This window comes from Gemmata palustris (assembly GCF_017939745.1).
Taxonomy (GTDB): Bacteria; Planctomycetota; Planctomycetia; order Gemmatales; family Gemmataceae; genus Gemmata; species Gemmata palustris.
The window spans coordinates 5,473,324-5,490,006 of the sequence record NZ_JAGKQQ010000001.1 but is presented as its reverse complement, the minus strand read 5'-3'; the positions used below and the strand labels follow the sequence as shown (position 1 = coordinate 5,490,006).

The 16,683-nt window shown below is 63.9% G+C and carries 24 protein-coding genes and 1 pseudogene; 10 read left to right on the top strand and 15 right to left on the bottom strand.

Annotated elements, in window-relative coordinates:
* Nucleotides 1-22: 22 nt before the first annotated feature.
* Together J8F10_RS39165 and J8F10_RS22555 are read right to left on the bottom strand one after the other, a co-directional pair.
* A complete protein-coding gene (locus J8F10_RS39165) occupies nucleotides 23-205 on the bottom strand; it encodes a hypothetical protein (protein ID WP_246523502.1) in 183 nt (60 codons plus the stop codon).
* An 85-nt stretch (nucleotides 206-290) separates the two neighbouring features.
* On the bottom strand, nucleotides 291-482 hold the full coding sequence (locus tag J8F10_RS22555) for a hypothetical protein (protein ID WP_210657677.1): 192 nt from the start codon (nucleotides 480-482) through the stop codon (nucleotides 291-293).
* 1,358 nt (nucleotides 483-1,840) lie between these two features.
* Here J8F10_RS22555 and J8F10_RS22550 point away from each other — a divergent pair.
* The 5 genes and pseudogenes from J8F10_RS22550 (at nucleotide 1,841) to J8F10_RS41135 (ending at nucleotide 4,851) form a co-directional block, all read left to right on the top strand.
* Nucleotides 1,841-2,107, top strand: a complete 267-nt coding sequence (locus tag J8F10_RS22550; protein WP_210657675.1) for a hypothetical protein — start codon at nucleotides 1,841-1,843, stop codon at nucleotides 2,105-2,107.
* A gap of 8 nt (nucleotides 2,108-2,115) precedes the next feature.
* A complete protein-coding gene (locus J8F10_RS22545) occupies nucleotides 2,116-2,574 on the top strand; it encodes a hypothetical protein (protein WP_210657673.1) in 459 nt (152 codons plus the stop codon).
* A 313-nt stretch (nucleotides 2,575-2,887) separates the two neighbouring features.
* Entirely contained in the window at nucleotides 2,888-3,193 is a 306-nt protein-coding gene (locus J8F10_RS22540) for a hypothetical protein (protein WP_210657671.1), read from the top strand.
* 347 nt (nucleotides 3,194-3,540) lie between these two features.
* The gene (locus J8F10_RS22535) at nucleotides 3,541-4,332 is read left to right on the top strand and encodes a sugar phosphate nucleotidyltransferase (RefSeq protein ID WP_210657669.1); all 792 of its coding nucleotides are present in this window, start codon (nucleotides 3,541-3,543) and stop codon (nucleotides 4,330-4,332) included.
* A gap of 85 nt (nucleotides 4,333-4,417) precedes the next feature.
* Nucleotides 4,418-4,851: pseudogene (locus J8F10_RS41135) on the top strand (hypothetical protein).
* 109 nt (nucleotides 4,852-4,960) lie between these two features.
* Here the strand turns inward: J8F10_RS41135 and J8F10_RS22525 are convergent.
* The 7 genes from J8F10_RS22525 to J8F10_RS22495 form a co-directional block, all read right to left on the bottom strand.
* Nucleotides 4,961-5,338 (bottom strand): hypothetical protein, encoded by a 378-nt coding sequence (locus J8F10_RS22525; RefSeq protein WP_210657665.1) that lies wholly within the window; start codon nucleotides 5,336-5,338, stop codon nucleotides 4,961-4,963.
* Between the two features lie 131 nt (nucleotides 5,339-5,469).
* On the bottom strand, nucleotides 5,470-6,558 hold the full coding sequence (locus J8F10_RS22520; RefSeq protein WP_210657662.1) for an ArnT family glycosyltransferase: 1,089 nt from the start codon (nucleotides 6,556-6,558) through the stop codon (nucleotides 5,470-5,472).
* Nucleotides 6,510-6,701, bottom strand: coding sequence for a hypothetical protein (locus tag J8F10_RS22515; protein ID WP_210657660.1), 192 nt, complete (start codon nucleotides 6,699-6,701; stop codon nucleotides 6,510-6,512). The genes J8F10_RS22520 and J8F10_RS22515 overlap by 49 nt, the downstream gene beginning before the upstream one ends.
* Before the next feature lie 189 nt (nucleotides 6,702-6,890).
* Nucleotides 6,891-7,091 carry a hypothetical protein gene (locus J8F10_RS22510; RefSeq protein ID WP_210657658.1) on the bottom strand — a complete coding sequence of 67 codons (201 nt, stop codon included), beginning with the start codon at nucleotides 7,089-7,091 and terminating at the stop codon, nucleotides 6,891-6,893.
* Nucleotides 7,092-7,116: 25 nt separating this feature from the next.
* Nucleotides 7,117-7,572: a hypothetical protein gene (locus J8F10_RS22505; RefSeq protein WP_210657656.1), complete on the bottom strand. Its 456-nt coding sequence runs from the start codon at nucleotides 7,570-7,572 to the stop codon at nucleotides 7,117-7,119.
* Between the two features lie 367 nt (nucleotides 7,573-7,939).
* Nucleotides 7,940-8,305: a hypothetical protein gene (locus J8F10_RS22500; protein ID WP_210657654.1), complete on the bottom strand. Its 366-nt coding sequence runs from the start codon at nucleotides 8,303-8,305 to the stop codon at nucleotides 7,940-7,942.
* 395 nt (nucleotides 8,306-8,700) lie between these two features.
* Nucleotides 8,701-8,874: a hypothetical protein gene (locus tag J8F10_RS22495; protein ID WP_210657652.1), complete on the bottom strand. Its 174-nt coding sequence runs from the start codon at nucleotides 8,872-8,874 to the stop codon at nucleotides 8,701-8,703.
* A gap of 45 nt (nucleotides 8,875-8,919) precedes the next feature.
* Between J8F10_RS22495 and J8F10_RS22490 the strand changes: the two genes are divergently transcribed.
* Nucleotides 8,920-9,258: a hypothetical protein gene (locus J8F10_RS22490; RefSeq protein WP_210657650.1), complete on the top strand. Its 339-nt coding sequence runs from the start codon at nucleotides 8,920-8,922 to the stop codon at nucleotides 9,256-9,258.
* A gap of 212 nt (nucleotides 9,259-9,470) precedes the next feature.
* Here J8F10_RS22490 and J8F10_RS22485 read toward each other — a convergent pair whose 3' ends face one another.
* The 6 genes from J8F10_RS22485 to pilM (J8F10_RS22465) form a co-directional block, all read right to left on the bottom strand.
* A complete protein-coding gene (locus J8F10_RS22485) occupies nucleotides 9,471-9,899 on the bottom strand; it encodes a hypothetical protein (protein ID WP_210657648.1) in 429 nt (142 codons plus the stop codon).
* Between the two features lie 735 nt (nucleotides 9,900-10,634).
* Nucleotides 10,635-10,862, bottom strand: a complete 228-nt coding sequence (locus tag J8F10_RS22480; protein ID WP_210657646.1) for a hypothetical protein — start codon at nucleotides 10,860-10,862, stop codon at nucleotides 10,635-10,637.
* A 28-nt stretch (nucleotides 10,863-10,890) separates the two neighbouring features.
* Complete coding sequence (locus J8F10_RS39960; RefSeq protein ID WP_261363077.1) at nucleotides 10,891-11,025, bottom strand: hypothetical protein; 135 nt, start codon at nucleotides 11,023-11,025, stop codon at nucleotides 10,891-10,893.
* A 699-nt stretch (nucleotides 11,026-11,724) separates the two neighbouring features.
* Entirely contained in the window at nucleotides 11,725-12,579 is an 855-nt protein-coding gene (locus tag J8F10_RS22475) for a hypothetical protein (RefSeq protein WP_210657644.1), read from the bottom strand.
* 60 nt (nucleotides 12,580-12,639) lie between these two features.
* Nucleotides 12,640-13,275 (bottom strand): pilus assembly protein PilM, encoded by a 636-nt coding sequence (gene pilM / locus J8F10_RS22470; RefSeq protein ID WP_246524416.1) that lies wholly within the window; start codon nucleotides 13,273-13,275, stop codon nucleotides 12,640-12,642.
* A 26-nt stretch (nucleotides 13,276-13,301) separates the two neighbouring features.
* The gene (gene pilM / locus J8F10_RS22465; protein ID WP_210657639.1) at nucleotides 13,302-14,030 is read right to left on the bottom strand and encodes a type IV pilus biogenesis protein PilM; all 729 of its coding nucleotides are present in this window, start codon (nucleotides 14,028-14,030) and stop codon (nucleotides 13,302-13,304) included.
* A 793-nt stretch (nucleotides 14,031-14,823) separates the two neighbouring features.
* Here pilM (J8F10_RS22465) and J8F10_RS22460 point away from each other — a divergent pair.
* From J8F10_RS22460 to J8F10_RS22450, 4 genes are all read left to right on the top strand, one after another.
* Nucleotides 14,824-15,168, top strand: a complete 345-nt coding sequence (locus J8F10_RS22460) for a LamG domain-containing protein (protein WP_210657637.1) — start codon at nucleotides 14,824-14,826, stop codon at nucleotides 15,166-15,168.
* 4 nt (nucleotides 15,169-15,172) lie between these two features.
* Nucleotides 15,173-15,601, top strand: a complete 429-nt coding sequence (locus J8F10_RS39160) for a fibronectin type III domain-containing protein (protein WP_246523500.1) — start codon at nucleotides 15,173-15,175, stop codon at nucleotides 15,599-15,601.
* Nucleotides 15,598-15,888 (top strand): metallophosphoesterase, encoded by a 291-nt coding sequence (locus J8F10_RS40900; RefSeq protein WP_390891116.1) that lies wholly within the window; start codon nucleotides 15,598-15,600, stop codon nucleotides 15,886-15,888. Before J8F10_RS39160 ends, J8F10_RS40900 begins: the two co-directional genes overlap by 4 nt.
* A 195-nt stretch (nucleotides 15,889-16,083) precedes the next feature.
* A complete protein-coding gene (locus tag J8F10_RS22450; RefSeq protein WP_210657632.1) occupies nucleotides 16,084-16,350 on the top strand; it encodes a hypothetical protein in 267 nt (88 codons plus the stop codon).
* The last annotated feature ends 333 nt before the right edge of the window (nucleotides 16,351-16,683 follow it).

Sequence of the window (16,683 nt, the reverse complement as noted above, 5' to 3'; positions counted from 1 at the left end):
ATCACGCCGCCGTGTTTGTTGGTCAGCGCGCCTTGTTCCAGTACACCTCTTCCACCGCGAACTGGGCGCCGTCTTTGGTGACCTTCAGGAGCGCGGCCCCGCGCCCGTACCCGGCCGCCGCGAACACGAATTCGCCGCTAATGATCGGGGTCGGATGTTCGCGGTGTTCCCGCCGAACCGGTCGTTCTTCGTGCCGTACCGCCACAGCATTTTGCCCGTCTTCGCATCAAACGATACGAGACCGTTGGCCATGAGTTGGACGTACTGCTTCACCCCGCCCAGGTTCGCGATCACCACGGACGAGTACCCGGCCGTGTCGCCCCGTCGATCGTGCCGGCCCACACCTCTTTGCCGGTCTTCTTGTCCAGCGCGACCATTGTGGCCGTCGAACCGCCGGGCGTAACGATGAGATTGTCGCCATCGAGCAGCGGCGATTCGGTGAAGTTCCAGATGCCGGACTGCCCGCCGAAGTCCTTCGACAAGCTCTTGCGCCACTTCTTTGCCGCCCTTCGCGGCGGCGCACGAGGTCGCCGTGCTGTCCGAGCGCGAAGACCCGTTCGCCGTCGGTCGAGGGGGTGCAGCGCGGCCCCTGGTAGTTCCCGCCGGTCTTGCCCACCTTCAGTTCCCACAACTTCTTGCCGGTCTTGCGGTCGATCCCGAACAGGAAGCAGTCCTTGTCCGCGTCGCCCATCGTGAACACCTTGTCGCCGCTCACGGACACGCTGGAGTACCCGACGCCGAGCCCGGTCGCCTTCCACGCGAGCGGCGGACCGTCCGCGGGCCACTCCTTGAGCAGCCCCTTGTCCTTGGAAACGCCGGTGCGGTCGGCCCCGCGGAAGATGGGCCAATCGTCGGCACCAGTCGCGGGCGCGGCGAGCGCGAGGCCACCGAGGAACAACAACGCAACGAGAACGCGGGGCATAGTCGAACTCCCAGAACGGGGATCGGGGCGGGGAAACCGGGCGGGTCGAACTTCGCGTGTGCGATTCGCGCCATCATTCTACGTCACACACTCGGGCAACAGAATGCCCTTCTTGACCGGAGCCGCGCTCGCGCCCGGCTCCGTTGCGTCGGCTCTTTCGGTGCAACGGGAAACGTGTGTTCTATGGTAGAGTGCGTATCGTGCCGCAGCGGGTCGGGTTACGCCCGCGTCGCGGTTTTTCAGATCCAACACGAACGAATCTAGCGCCGGTTGCCATGTCCGCTTCCCTCGTCGCGAATTCCGTGGACGCCGCGGCCCTCGCCGACGAGTTGGCCCGCCACGGATCGTTGACGCGGGGCGGCTGGGAGAACTGCTATCAGAATTCCCGGGCGGCTCCGCGGGGGCGATGGCGGACTTCCTCGTCCGGCACGGGGCACTAAGTACATTCCAGGCCCAACGCGCTGGCGGGTGAGGCGTCTCAGCTCGTACTCGGTCCGTACCGGCTCACCGGGATCGCGGGGCGCGGGACGTTTGGTCCGCTGTTCTCCGCGATACACGTAACCAAGTCCGGCGCGTTCGCGGTCCGGGTGATGCCGCTCCGAAGTTTGTGGCAGGCGCGGCAAGCGAAGCAACTCGCGCGTGCGCTCGCGGCCGGGGACACGCATCCCTCGGTCGCTCCGCTCATCGAGGTCGATACGGCGGGCGGGTTCCATTACCTCGTGTGGCCGCAGAGCGAGGGCGAGACTGGCGGACCGCGTGGACGCCAGCGGCCCGCTAGCGCCGAGCGAAGCAATCGCGCTGTTGGGCCATTTGGCCAACGCGCTCGCGCGCACCACGCACGCGGCGTGGCACACGGCGCGCTGACGCCGAGTTGCGTGAGCGTCGGGGCGGACGGGCTTCCTCGCGTGCTCGAACTCGGTGCGGGCGCTGCTCGCGCAGAACCTGGACGCGGACGAGTCACTGTTCGATTCCATGTCCGCAGCGTTCGCTTCGGCCAGTGTGTTGACCTTCGCGGCCCCGGAACTGGCGGTCTCGCCGCTCGATCCGACGCCCGCGGGCGACCAGTACGCCCTCGGCGCGGTCTGCTACTTCGCGCTCACCGGGCTGCCCCGTACCCGCACCCGGCACTCGCGGAGCAACTCCGCGCGAAGCGGAACGGCCCGCCGCCATCGGTCGCGATCGTGAGCCCCGATGTGCCGCGCGAACTCGCGGCCGTCCTGGATCAAATGATGGCTCCGGCTCCGGCCGACCGGTTCCCATCGCTATATGAATTAGAAGACGCGCTCGCGGCGCTGGCGGTTGCCGGCCCGCAATCACAGGTGGAACGGCCCCCGCTGGAGTCGCTGCTCCTGTCGCGCCTTCAGAAATGGGGCGGCCGGAGCGGAGCGGTTTCACGGCACACAACCGAGTTCGGCGATTCGCGCCCCGTTGCGCGCGACGACTCGGACGGGTCGGTCACGTTCGATTTGCCGGAAGTGTCCGAGACCGTGCCCGATGCGACCCCGGGGCCGCACTGTGCCCTCGAACAGACGGAGACGCGGCCCAACGTCCCGACCCGTTCCGACCACGCGCCCTCGCCCGCTTTCGCTCCGTCACCACCGCCCGCTCATTCGGGGAACAGGACATGGCGAATCGGCTACTCGGAGCGCTGAACGGCCCCGTGGACCGCCCGGCCCCGCCGCCCGATCCGAGCGTTTCAGCACCAAATCCAGATCAGTGGCACGCGGCCAACGTGCCGCAGGATCAACCGTCCGGTATTCGGAAGGACTGGCCCCTGTACCGAGGAGCAGCACCCACCCGAGAACTCGTTCGTCTGGAAAAAGTTGCGCCGGAACCTGCTGTTCTGGCAGGCCCCGCGCGACGCCGTCCAGGTGAGTGTGTTCGGCCCGGCCGCTGCGCCCCCGGCCAAACGGTACGGCTCACCACGTTCCTGCACCCAACGGACGCGGTCGCGAACGTGCACTTTTGTCGCGCGTGTTTCAGCACGACGCGGAACTCATCGCGACCGGGTACTTGTCGCGCGAGGTCGCGGGGGCGGCGGAACTAGCGGTCCACGTTTCGGTCGCCAACGCCGGGGTCTCGAAGACACTGGTGACGTTCCAGTGGCGTGGCCAACCGCACCGGCTCGGGTTCGATCTGCACATTCCCTGGGAAAGTGCTGAAGGCTGGTTGCCGGGACTGGTGTCCATCGGGCTTGACGACGTTCGCGTGGGGAAGGTCGAATTCTGGCTGAATATTCCCCACGCAAAGCGTGACAAAGATAGTGAATAAGCCGAAAACAAAGGGCAGTGAGTCCGGTGGGCGCCCGCCTCTGCCGGACTCGTCCTGTTTCTGGAGCCGCGCCGGGGGGCGCTCGCGTTGCCCATTTCACCTCCGGCTCCCACCGAATGCCCCGTCCGAGCAGAAACAAGAACGCTTCTCTTACCGTGCCCTGAACTCTTATCCCCGTTCTCTGTTCTCTAAGTTGTTCGGGTTGTGTTGGTGCTGCTTTCACTTCATCCGTGTTTCTTCTGCCTGTGCGCTTTCCCATGCTGGCACCCTGTTAGCATCCTGACATGCGGCCGGCTCTCCAGTTCGCCCCGGCCCGTCTCGTTTTAGGCCCGTTTCGAGGCTCTTCCATGCGTTCCGTCCTGGCGCTCATTCTGGGCGGGGGCCGCGGCACCCGGCTGTTCCCGCTCACAAAAGCCCGTTCCAAACCCGCGGTCCCGGTCGCGGGCAAGTACCGGCTCATTGACATCCCAATTTCCAACTGCATTAACAGCGAACTGCACAGTATTTACGTCCTCACGCAGTTCCTCAGCGTCAGCTTGCACCGGCACATCGCCAACACGTACAAGTTCGACATGTTCAGCAAGGGGTTCGTCGAGGTGCTGGCCGCCCAGCAGACGAACGAGAGCCGCCGACTGGTATCAGGGCACGGCCGACGCGGTGCGACAGAACATCTCGTACATCGAGCGCGAGGCCCCGACGAGGTGCTCATCCTCTCCGGCGACCAACTCTACCGCATGGACTTCCGCCACCTGTTCGAGACGCACCGCGCGACCCGCGCCGACATCACCATCGCAGCGATTCCTGTACCGGAGAAGGACACGGCCGGGTTCGGCCTCCTGAGCATGGACGCGCAGAGCCGCGTAACGGGGTTCGTGGAGAAGCCCAAAACACCGGAGGAGCGGGAGCCGTATTACACCTCCGCCGATTGGATCGAGCGCCGCGGGATCGCGTGCAACGGTCGCCACTACCTCGCGAACATGGGTATCTACCTGTTCAAAACGAACGTGCTCCTAGACCTGCTGACCGCCAAACCGCTCGCGACCGACTTCGGCAAAGAAGTGTTCCCGCGGAACTATAAAAGCAAGCATCATCAGCGCCCACCTGTTCGACGGGTACTGGGAAGACCTGGGCACCATTAAGAGCTACCACGAAGCGAGCCTGGTGCTCGCCGGGCCGAACCCGCCGTTCGACTTCTTCGCCCCCGATGGTGTGATCTACACCCGGATGCGGAACCTGCCGGCCAGCCGGATCAACGGGGCCGCGCTGGAGGAGAGCGTGGTGGCCGACGGGTGCGTGATCGGCTCGGACACGCGCATCGAGCGGAGCCTGATTGGGGTTCGGGCCGCATCGGGGTGAGCTGCACCATCCGGGATACGATCATCATCGGGTCGGACAAGTTCGAGACGGACGCGCGCGCCCGCCAATCGCAAGGTCGGGCGCCCGGACCTGAACATCGGCGACGGGGCGTGATCGAGCGCGCGATCCTCGACAAGGACTGCCGCGTCGGGCGCGGCGCGCGCGGCTCTGCAACCGGGACAACAAAATGGAAGCGGACGGGCCGAACGGGTCGTACCACATTCGCGACGGATCATCTGCGTGCCGCGCGCGGCGGTCATCCCCGAAGGCGCAGTGGTATAGGCGGAGTCACAAAGTCGTAAGGTCGCAAGTCGCAATGTCGAAGACCTCAATCATAGGGGTCTTCGACATTGCGACTTGCGACCTTACGACTTTGTGACCCATGCGTTTCTCACCGCTCGGCGGTCGCGGTCACTTCATTGGTAACAACGATGATCTCGCTGTTCCGGTAAAGTCGTAGTGTCGGGCGACAATTCGCGTGGGGACCGCGACCTTCGGTTCCACGAACTGCTCCCACGTCTTTGCAGGCACGAACAGAAAACCGGGCGTGGGTACCGCGAGGAACTCCGCCGCCTGTTCGACCGACTTCAGATCCGTCACTTCGCGGTGCGCGTAGAACACAACACTCGGTTGGAACCAGTCGAGGTGCGCGAGTCGCATCTCGCGCGCCGGGTCATCGACCCCGCGCGCACCAGCTCTCGTGGCGCCCTTATACACATCGACCTTAAGTGCCGGGAACGCGGCGGTCAACCCCGTGAACGCGATCGCGCCGAGCACCATCGCACGCACGAACCGCTGCCGATCGTTCGCTCAGAGTGCCCATGCCATCGCACCCGCCGCAACCAGCGGCACGAGGCCGACCACCGCCCACGGCCCCAAACCGGGAAACGCGCGCCCCGTTCGGGAGGGCTTTCACCGCATCACCTGCAACGAGCAATCCGCCGCCAACCACAAGCGCCGTGAGCACCAGCGCCCCGACCGCCAGCGGCATCAGCCACTTGGGGAGCACGAGTTCGCCGCTCTGCCAGCGCACCAAGAACCGGGCCGTGAGGATCGCCAGCGCCGGGTACACCGGAAGCACGTAGTTCGGCAACTTGGTCGCCGCCGCCGAGAAGAACACGAGGTACGCGGCGAACCAACAGATCAGAAACCGGAACGCGCGGGTGGAGGAAGAACCTACCCCCCGTCCGCCCTGCCTGAAGGGAAGGGGGGCAGGCGCGAACCCTGAGGCTGAAGCAGCGCCCGCAGACCGCGAAGGAGCAAACTCCCCTTCCCAGGCAGGGCGGACGGAGGGTAGCTCTGGCTGCGCGGACGCTGTACCAGAGCGCGCCGAGTAGGAACACGCTCCACGGGGTGAAGAGCACCAGGAGCGCGGCCGCGTGGTAGAAGAACGGCCCGCGGTGGTTCTCCATCGGCGTCGAGAGCGGCTGAAGGTTCTCACGCCCGAAGAACGCTTGCCCACGCGCCGCGCGCGTTCGGCCGTGACGAGCCCGTACCACGGTCCGGCGACCAACAGAAACACCCAGCGCGGCCCAAAAGAACTTGCGGTCGAGTAGCCGGCCGAGTTCGCGGTTCCAGGCGAAATAGAGCAGGATCACCAGTCCCGGCAGCGCGACCCCGACCGGCCCCTTCGTGAGCACCGCCAACCCGCACGCGGCGGCCGTTGCGGTCCACCACCTGCGCGAGTTCCCTTCGTGCCGCGTCCAGAACAGGTAGTAGGTGAGGACGGTGAACAGGAGCAGCGTCGCGTCGGGCGTGGCGGCGTGTGCGAGAACGCAGACTTCCAGTGCGGAAACCAACACGATCCCCGCGAGCAAACCCGTGGACCGGTCGAACATGCGGCGCGCCAGTTCGTACACGAGCAGCGCGGTGAGCCACATTGCTAGCACCGACGGGAGCCGCGCGGACCACTCACTTACCCCGAGGACGGAGAAGCTGGCGCGCTGGAGCCAGTACAGCATCACCGGCTTGGCAGTGCGCACTGGTAGTTGAACGTCGGGATCACCCACGTGTCGTTCTCGCGCATCTCGCGGGCGGCTTCGGCGTTCACTCCCTCGTCCACGTCCCACAGGCTCGTGGCGCCGAGGTTCGGCAGTGTCAGCGCCGCGGCCACGGCCACGAGGACGGCGTAATCTCGGTATCGCCCGGACATCGATTCTCCTCCCAGGGGCGGGATAGTAGCCCGACCGGGTGAATCGCGGAGGCCAATCCGGGGTGGCAACGTGTTCCTCTATGAGGACGTCATTTTGGGCACGAACGCACGACAGCGTGGCAAAGAACACCGCCGGGAATCACCCGGCGGCGTGCGTTTTAAAGAAACGCTTACTTCTTGTCGAACGGTTCAGCTCCCCGGTGCCCCGGTGCCGCCCGGCCCCTTGTGGGACTCGACGATCTTCAGCCACTCGGACCACTTCGAGGCCACGTCCTTGCGTCGCTCGTCCCCTTCGTCCACCTGACTGCTACGGACCACGAGCTTACCGTCCGGGCGGACGATGAGCATTTCGGTCGCGACCTCTTCCTCGAAGGTCCGCGTCCTCGGCACCACGTTCCCCTTTTTTCGTCGAAGCTCACCGCGGACCGCCCCTTGATCTTGCCGCCCTCAAAGTCCACCAGGATCGACTTGGTGGAGAAATCCACGAGCCACCCCTTCGGTTGCGGTTGCTCCTTCCCGCCCTTCGGGGCACGACCTTGTCGGCCACTTCTCGGAACTGGTACAGGTTGGTCTCCGAGGACCACAGCGGGAGCTTGACGTACTGCTTGCGGCCGACGTATTCGCCGCGCCCGACGGGGATCTCGGTAACCACCCACGACCCGACCGGTTCGTGTTTGGTGCCGGAATCAGTGCGCACCTGTTCCATCCAACTGGCCATCTGCACCACCGCTTGGTTGTCCTTGATCTGGAGCCGGTTCAGCAGTTCCTTTTGACCCTCGTGGGCCGCGGTGGTTTGCTCGCGGTACGCCTTCGTGTCGTAGGCGTAGAGGTACGATTCGGCCGGCACGGAGATCGACGTCGGCAGGTACATCCACTTGCTGTAAAGAATTTTGTATTTTCTTTAGCGAACTCCGGGTTGCTCACGAGCTTGTCCTGGCCGTAGTTCGGGTTCAGCATGCAGCCGGATACGGTACTCGTAAGTGTGACCGGGCTTCACGTCGCAGTCCACGAACCGGAGCAGGTAGTTGTCGACCTCGTCCGACGTTGCGCTTGCCCGTGGGGCTCATAACCGTCGGGCAGCCGCGGTTGCCCGGCACCGGGGCGCCCGGTTTCGGACCAATTGGTCCGACACCGGGGATCGCGCCGGGGCCGATCGATCCCGGCTTACCGCCGCCAGGGATCTGGAGTTTCGGCCCGCCGCCGAAACTCGCGTTCGTAGCCGAAGCCGGCCCCTGTGTTCACTTTCGGCGTGTAGATACCCTTCGCATCCTTTCGGCCGGCGAGTTTTGGGCCAGATCCGACGCACTGACCGGCTGGTTGTTCCTCTCTTCGAGCTTCTTGATGTTGTCGAGAATCGGCTTGAGCGTGATCTTCGGGTACTCGACGTTAAGATCCTTGGCCAGCAGCGGCAGCGGCATCGAGAGCATCATCTCCGGCTTGAGGAAGTACGGGAAGTACCCCTCGTCGATGTGGTCATCGAGCTTGCGGGTGTCGATCACTTCGATGTACTTTTGCTCGAAATCGTAGTTGCCTTCGGTGCTCGTCACGTCCTTCGGCAGCTCGACCCACTCCTGGATCACGTCTTCCTTGCCGCTCGCGAGCATCCGCGATTCGCGGCGCTGGATCTCGAACCCGTGGTAGTTCGGGCCCCACGTTCTGGCCTCCGCGTCGGTCGTGAGGCGCGCGCCCGCTTGATCTCCTCGAGCTGTGCCTTGTAAGGTACGACAGCGTGGACGGTGACCATGCGGATCGGGACGACGGTGAGGGCGGGCTGGTTGCCCTTGGCGACGGCGTCGTCGATGTCCTTCAGCGACACGTACTTGATGACCTTGCCCTCGTCCAGGCGCGCCGGGCGTTGAGGTTGTACCCGGACCCGTACCCGGCCATTCCGCGGGCCGCTCATGTTGCCGCCGCCCTTTCCGCCCATGCCCGGCGGTAGCATCAGGGCGCCCGGACCACCTGGGGCCGCCCGGCGGTCCGGCACCCGGTTGCGGGGGCTTCAGCTGCGCCCCTTGTTCTTGTTCAAGTTGTCCTGGCCCACCTTGCCCTGTCTCTTGAGCGACGCGACGGCTAACTTCAACTTGTCTTTATCGAGGTCACTCTTGACCGTTGTCGTGAGGACCGCGATTTGCGGATCGCCCTCGTTATCGAGAATGATGTCGTAGGCGGGCATCGCGCGCGCAGGAGGTCGATCTGGTAGTCCCGGACGTTGAGCACGATGGGGTTCTCGCGCTTCGTGTTCGGTTGCGCGACCGGGTCGAAGACCGGTCCCGAACTGGGGAAGTCACTGGTCCGGGCCGGCGTATTGATCTGGGGCTTGATGACGAATTCGGCCGGCTTGATCGCCTCCAGGTCGGCTTCACTTGCCTTACCGGTAGCGATGTTCGTTTTGACCTGGTTTGATTTGGTCGCCAGCTCGCTCGCGATCTTGCTCGGGTCTTCGGCGCTGGCCCACTTGGTCACACCCCAGAAGAGCAACACGACCAAACAGAACCCGGCCGCGCCCATCACCAGGATTTCCCCTTACGGAGCAGGAAATCTTTCGCGTCGAATTTGATCTTGGCTTTTTTGCCACAGCACGTCCCTCGATTCGAGTGCCTGTCGGGGTCGCCACGCTACTTGTAAAACGGCGCGCGGCCCGCGATGTTGGTGTTCGGTCTCCGGCCCAGCGCGGCCGTTACAGTTACCGCCGCTACCGCGGCGCGGCTCCTCTATCATTGGAGCCGCGCTGTAAGGAACAACATCGGATCATCTCGGTCGGAACCCGGCTCAGGCCCGAAGGCGCCGGGCGCATCTTCGGGGCGCCGGGTTCGTCGGTGGTGCCGGGTCCATCGGCACCGGCGTGGTCGGAACGTTCGGTGCCGATGGGGGTGTTGATGGTGCCCCGGCCGCGTCGGTCGGCTTCGGCGCTTCGTACTTCTCGTAGAGCGAAACAATGCCGTACACGCTCAGTTCGACCAGGCCCGAGGTGATCTGCGACTCGGATACGACCGACGACCCTCCGCCCGGGTAGCCGCTACCTGGGTAGCCACCGCTACTGCTACCCGGGAAGCTACCGGAACCAGGGAAGCCCGGCGGCAACCCCGTTCCGCCCGTGCCGGGCAGTCGCGGTGGGCCGCCGCTGGAACCCATGTTAACTGGCGGGCGCGGGCCGCGCTCGTCGGGATCTCCGCCGCCGAAGTTAAGCTTGCCTGCCATGCCGGGCTCGATGTCGTTGCCGGAGCCACCGGCCGAACTGCCGCCCCGATGCCGTCGAGCGGCTTGCGGAACCGGGTCCACGTGACCTGGGTGATTTGGAACCGCAGGGGCGAGTTCGAGAGCGCGAGTAGCACGTCCTGCATATACGATTGGTCGACGACGACCACGAGTCCGACTGGCATCCGGCGAACCTGCTCGGTCGCCGCGATGTACCGCTTCTTGTTCCCGTCGATCACCGTGACGAGTGTGCCCCGCCTGCCTTCTGCCCGGCCGCGCCCCTCCCCCCGGAAATCCGGGGTGCCCGGAATCCCCTGGTCCTTCGATGCCGATGGCGCCCCCCGGAGGGCCACTACCCGGTCCTGGTCTATCTCCGCCCAGAGAGCCCTTCGATCCCGATCCCAATCCCGATCCGTCGGCCGGAGTTTCGGCTGAAGGATCACCCACGTACTCCTTAGTAAACGGGGGCGTTCGTGGTGGGAGCAGGGTCGGCGTTACAGCGTTGCGGCTGTCGAGTTGGCCGAGAACGAGGGCGTCGATCCGCTTGATCGGTACGGTGCGGACGTCGAACACCTGCTCGGCGCGCAGTTCCAGTTTCTCCAGGTCGGTGCCCGGCGGCAATGCGTGATCCGCGAGCGGCTCGATGGGCAGCACGTTCGCGGGAACTACTTGTATTGCCGTCCTTGTCTTTGAGGGTTTTCGTCGCGCCCCCTCCCGGGTAGGTATACGCCGCCGATTTTAAACAGCATCGGCTGGGCGCGGGGCCGACGAGAGCCACACGTTGAGCGTCATCATGTTACCGATGCCCATGATCTGCAGGCGATCGGAAATGTTCGTGAGCGTGCCGGTGAGTTTGTAACTAGTGCCCTCGGGTACAATCTCCAGCGCCAGTTCCCAATTGCGGCTTCGGAACAAACGCTTCGTTTTGTTCTGCACCGCGGCCCCCTTCGCGGGGTCGTCGATCACTTTGCCGTTCTGTTCGTATTTAACCCGCTCAAAGTTGCGAGGTCCGTGTTGACCGAGCGGAGCCCTCCAGCAGCGACCGCTGGATCCACATGTCTTCGAGGATCAGCCAGATTTGGTCCTTGCTCGCGGCCATCTGACCGAAATCGTTGACGTAGCGGAGCACGCGCTGCCATCCCCGGCGAATTGGGTCGGGGCCAGTAGGTCGGCCATCCCGGTGCCGGGGCCGCTGGTGCCCTTCTTAATCGTTGAGAACTCGTACTGGTAAGTTTCGGGCTGTTGGAAGGCCCGAAGACCGCTGTAAGGTCCGGGATCGGGTCGCCGAACTTCAGCCCCTTATCTTCGAGGGCCTTGAACACTCCGGGTTACGGGGCCATGTGAAGAGGTTCTTCTGGCGTTCCCAGTTCTCTTTGTGTAAATCCTCCTGCTTCTTACCAACCAAAGTCCCGACCTTGTCTAACTGGGCAATTAGTTGGTCTGGTTTCGGGTTCGTCTTGGCCGAGATGTCTTTTTTGCCTTGTCAATGTCGGCCTGGCGCTCGTCAATTTTGCCACCGACTTTGCGCTCACCATGAGCACGCCGATCAATGTGAGCAACGGAACGAGGCCGAGCAATATCCAGAAGTGGTGTTTTTCGCGGGACTTTCGCTCTTCATGGTTGGAACCCGGTTCGCGTGTACGTATTGAGCGGAAGGGCCGCGGTCGGGACCGCGGCATCACAGTGTACGTCGGCTGACCCTTGTTGCCGGGTCGGGATGAAAGAAGCGCCCGATCAGGGCGTGGTCGGTACCGCCGCGGGCGGCGTGGACGGGGTCGGTTCGCGCCACAGGAACATGACGACGAACTCGTACCGCGTCCGGGTGACGTCATCGGGTTTCCCCTGCTCTGAGTCGCGCCGGCGGCGCCGCCGGTGCTCCCCAGGCCGCTCCACGCGGGCGCGAGGGCCGCTGCGTCGGGGCGGTACCACCCACTCCCGAGGGCGGTCCCCGCTCCCTGGGAGGCCGGGAGGCGTTCCGGAACCGGGCAAAGGCCGCTCGGCACGGGGCCTGCCGACCCGCCGTCGCTACCGGAACCGGGCTGCGCGCCGACGCCGGTGCCACCGAGCAGGCCATCGAGGTACGATTTGGCGATGTTCTGGGGTTGGCTCGATTGCGGGTCGAAAACCGCCCACGTGTGTAAACGAACGGGTGGCTCACCTTCCCCTTCACGGGGTCCGGGACACCGACGATGTACCGCCCCACTTTGGCGTCGTCTTTGGCGAATGTATCGGTCCGCTGGAGGTTGCGGAGGAGCGACTGCTCGATGAACCGGCGTCCGCCCTTGTGGTCGGTGTACCCGCGGATCTCGACGACCCACGCGCCCCCCTCCGGTGCCTTGGGCTTCCACCGGTTCTTGGCCTCGTCCCGTTCGCGCTCGTCGTCCTTCATCCAGTCCGCGATCGGGACACTGAACCGGGTCTGCACCTGTTCGTCAGCGGCCGTGAGGAACGCACTGGTATTGTTTACCCACCGCGTGTGAACGGTTTCGATGTTCACGAACGCGAGTGATTTGGGCTTGTCCGAGTTGGCGTCCGCGATCGCCTGTTCGACCAGTACGCCCTCGCTCATGCGACGGAGGAACCAGTCGTAAGCCTCCTGTCCTGCCCGGCCTTCGCCCTTCCAGAGCTTGTTCTGGTCGAACACTTCCACGCTGGAGTTCACTTTCGCCTGGGCCTCGTTCAAATTGCCGCTGTCCCCGGCGCGGGAGGCTGGCGGTGAACACTTCCGTCAACCGGGGCCAGTTCAGCCGCTCTTCCGCTCCGGCGATGATGAGCTTGGTCTCGTCCTGCTTCTTTTGGAATCGGCCAACTTGGTGGTGTACTTGCTCTCCTGACCCGAGTACGCGGTGCCCGCGGACTTGGTCATCTCGATACCCTTGTCGATGTCCTTGTCAGTGATCGCGGCATAGGGGCCGGAGAAGCCCATCGCCATCCCCCAGGCCGACAAGCAGGGCTGCCGCCGCTGCTGCCGCATAGGGCTTCTTGGACCGGATGATCCGGTCCATACGGATGCCCTGTGGGAGCAGGTTGGTCGTGAGCCGCGCTGTCCCAGCCCCTGGAGGGCCAACCCGTAGGCGATCGGGAACGTCAGCAGGTTCTCCTGGAAGAGCGGGTCGTTCAATACCGCGTCGCCGCTCAGTTTCTCGAACTTCGTGGGCTTCTTCACCTCGAGCGAGAGCTTGTCCGCGAGGTACTTCTGGAGACCGGGGAGCTTGAACGCGCTTCCCAGACCCACCATGTGTGCGACGTGTGCGTCGCGGTGGGTGTTGGTGAAGTACCCGAGGGACCGCTGGACCTCGCCCACGAAGTCGGTGAGGACCGGCTTGATGGCCTTGAGGATGCTGGCCATGTCCGGGCTCTTGGCCGCGTTCCGCTTCAGGTGTTCGGCCTTCGCGAGCGTGAGTTTCAGTTCCTTCGTGAGCGCGGGGTGAAGTTCATCCCGCCTAGCGGGATCGGGCGCTGCCAGATGATCTTCGCGCCGTCGGTGATGATGAGGTTCGAGGCGTCGGTGCCCACGTCCATCACGACGGTGCAGCGCTTCTTGCCGCGCGGGGTCGGGTCTTCTTCCGCGTCCGCACCCTCCTCGGCCTTCGGCTTGAGCAACTCGTAGGTGGCGAAGTTGACCAGCGCCAGCGGCGACATTTGGATGAGGTGGACCTCGATCTTGCTCCCCGTGAAGTAGCCGAGGTAGCGGGAGATGACGTCCCGCTTCATGGCGAACAGGCCGATCTCGGTCTCGAGGGCGAACCCGTCGATGGCCTCACCGCCGCCAATCTTCTGGAAGTCCCATTCGACCTCGTCGAGTGGGAACGGATCTGCTGCTTCGCCTCGAATTTTACGATCTCGGCGATCTTCTTTTCTTCGACCGGCGGCAGCTTGACGAACCGTGCCAGGCCCGACTGCCCGGCGATGCCGATGGCCACGTCGTCGGTCTTGACACTGTTGCGGGAGAGGAACTTTTCGAGCGCCTCGCGGATCAGGGTGTCCTGGTCCGCGTCGGGTTGCGAAAGGATCTTCGTGCTCGACGTAATCGAACGCGGTCGCCGTGGGCTTCCCGTCGATCATCTCCAGGCGCAAGGCCTTAAGAGCACACTGACCGATGTCGATGCCCCAGTAGCCTTTCGTGACGGCCATAATTGCGGTTCTCCGGGTGCGGCGGAATCGCCTGCGGACTCCAGGTTCGACGGCCAACGGGCGCGGCAAAATCAGACGAAACGCTCACGGGAACCCGAAGCAGAAGTGAGCGTGAAGAGCCGCGCCGCGGTGACACACCCTCGTTTCCAGGCCCCGAGCGATTCAGGGTTGGTGCCCCATCTGATCCCTCCCGAGCAGAACGTCTTCATTTTGAGGGCGCGAGAACCCGTGAGATTCACGGTATCACCCTCACACTACTACTGTCAACGAACTCAACGACTGGCCGGGCGAAATGTTGGCGCAGTTGTGCGGTTGGGCACGTTCGTTAATTTCACCCGAACTACACAGACACCTCGCTATACTGCCGCGGTAGCACAAAACGAGCTGCGGATCTCATTTTGTGCAGCACAGATCCCTCAACATCGGGTGACTTGTGGCCAAAACGTGGGCGAAGGTGGGCGGGGCCAGCGGGTGCGTCCTCGCCGTGCTCGCGGTCGCGTTCCTGCGAAACGAAGTAACATCGGCGGCGCCGAAGCCGGACCTGAAGGCATCGGCGTGGGTGTTCGATGCCGACGCAGTGGCCGCAAAACTGTCGCAGACCGGGCCGGCAAGTTGCCGGGCACCCTCCTCGGTGCGCGAAGGTCGTGGCGGAGGGTGCGGCGGGGCCGCACCTCCATCTTACCGGCCCGGACGACGGTGTGATGCTCGTGGCCCGCGCAACGCCCGATACCGCGCCCCTTCCGAAAGAGGCGCTCTCGGTGGTCGCGTGGGTGCGGGTGGACGAGCCGACCGAATGGACCGGCATTCTGGGGTGCTTCAAGACAACGGTCCTGCCGAAACCGGCTTCATTGTTGGCACGAACAAAAAGAAATTCTTCTTCGGCCTGTCGACGAAGGGCGCCGACGACGGGGACGGCAAGATGACCTACCTGGAGTCGAAGACCGAATTCGCGCGCGGGAAGTGGCACCACGTCGCGGCCGTGTACGACGGTAAACAAATGCAGTTGTTCGTGAACGGACAGTTGGATTCGACGAGCGCCGAGCAGTCCGGCCCGGTCCTGTACTCGAAAGTCGCACCGTTTGTAATCGGGCGCTTACAAGGACGACAACGAGGACTACCCGCTCCACGGCGCTCTTAAGGAAGTGCTGCTCTGCCCGCACGCGATCACCACAGAACAAGTGACGGCACACTTCGAGGCGGACAAGGCGCTCGCCGCCGTGCCATCGGTCATTCCCGAAGGGCCACGGTTCGTGGTCGAACCGTACCTGCAATACGTCACGCGCACCGGCATCACTGTCATGTGGGAAACGGAAGGGCCGTGCTCCGCGGTGCTCGAGTACGGCTCCACGTTCCCGCCGAAACAACTGGTAAAGGTCGAGAAGTCCGACACGATGGGCGAGGTCGTCCTCACGGGCCTCGAACCGAACACGAAATACTTCTACCGCGTCGTGTGCCAGGACGAACAGGGCCGCAAACTCGAGGGCAAGCCACTGACCTTCATGACCGCGCCGGGGCGAACGATGCCTTCAGCTTCGCCGTTATCGGTGACACGCAGCGGAACCCGGTCGTGACCGGTAAGGTCGCGAAGTTGATGTGGGAGCGCCGACCGAACTTCGTCGTCCACTGTGGCGACGTGGTGGACGACGGCGCATCAAAGGCCCAGTGGACCGGCGACCTGTTCAAACCGTGTAGCGAACTGTTCAGCCGGGTCACGGTGTTCCCGTGCATCGGGAACCACGAAAAGGACCACCCCACTACTACAAATACTTCTCGCTCCCGAAGCCGGAATACTACTACTCGTACACGTATGGCAACGCGGAATTCTTCGTGCTTGACACCAACTCCAAGCGGAACCTGAAAACGGACGGTGAGCAGTACAAGTGGCTGGAGAAGGCGCTGGCCGCGTCCACCGCGAAGTGGAAGGTGTGTTACCACCACCACCCGGCGTACTGCTCGGACGACGACGACTACGGCAACACCTGGAAGGGTCGAGCACTTACGGCGACGTGCGGGGAACTTCGTCACGCTGTACGAGAAGCACAAGGTCGATTTGGTGTTCAACGGCCACGTCCATGTCTACGAGCGCACCTGGCCGATCCGCGAGGGCAAAGTGGATCAGAAGAACGGCATCGTATACGTTACCAGCGGCGGCGGCGGCGGCGGGCTCGAAAATTTCGCCCCGACCCCGGCGTTCTTCAAGCAAGAGTTCCGCTCCGATTTCCACTTCTGCTACGCGACCGTTCATCTGGGCACGTTTAACCTCAAAGCGTTCGACCAGGAGGGGCGGCTGTTCGACCAGTTCACAATCAAGAAAGATTGAGGAAGCAACGATCCGTACCGCGTGAGCCGGACACCCAGTTCATACGGAGAAATTCTGGGGCATCAGTGCCATTTTCACGGAAGTGACGGCTCGCGTTTAGTAGCGCAGTCCGTAATACTGTGCTATACGCTGCCAAGCGCTGGAGATTGCCCATGAGCGCATCGAACGGATTGCCCAAATATGTCGAGGTTGCTACGGCACTGGAGTTGCAAATTCGCACAGGGAGGTGGGACGGGGAGAATGCCCAGCGTCCGCGGGATCGCGGAGACGCACCAGGTAAGCGTCGTGACTGCTTCACGCGCGTTGCAAATATTGCGCGACAAGGGGCTGATT

Bases quoted from the DNA above. Each gene is read 5' to 3' on its own strand.
- J8F10_RS22485 (WP_210657648.1), bottom strand. From the start codon at position 9,899: ATGGCAGGCAAGCTTAACTTCGGCGGCGGAGATCCCGACGAGCGCGGC.
- J8F10_RS22535 (WP_210657669.1), top strand. From the start codon at position 3,541: ATGCGTTCCGTCCTGGCGCTCATTCTGGGCGGGGGCCGCGGCACCCGG.
- J8F10_RS22505 (WP_210657656.1), bottom strand. From the start codon at position 7,572: ATGTACCTGCCGACGTCGATCTCCGTGCCGGCCGAATCGTACCTCTAC.
- J8F10_RS22490 (WP_210657650.1), top strand. From the start codon at position 8,920: ATGGGGTTCTCGCGCTTCGTGTTCGGTTGCGCGACCGGGTCGAAGACC.
- J8F10_RS22515 (WP_210657660.1), bottom strand. From the start codon at position 6,701: ATGTCCGGGCGATACCGAGATTACGCCGTCCTCGTGGCCGTGGCCGCG.
- J8F10_RS22500 (WP_210657654.1), bottom strand. From the start codon at position 8,305: ATGCTCGCGAGCGGCAAGGAAGACGTGATCCAGGAGTGGGTCGAGCTG.
- J8F10_RS22460 (WP_210657637.1), top strand. From the start codon at position 14,824: ATGGACCGGCATTCTGGGGTGCTTCAAGACAACGGTCCTGCCGAAACC.
- J8F10_RS22495 (WP_210657652.1), bottom strand. From the start codon at position 8,874: ATGCCCGCCTACGACATCATTCTCGATAACGAGGGCGATCCGCAAATC.
- pilM (WP_210657639.1), bottom strand. From the start codon at position 14,030: ATGGCCGTCACGAAAGGCTACTGGGGCATCGACATCGGTCAGTGTGCT.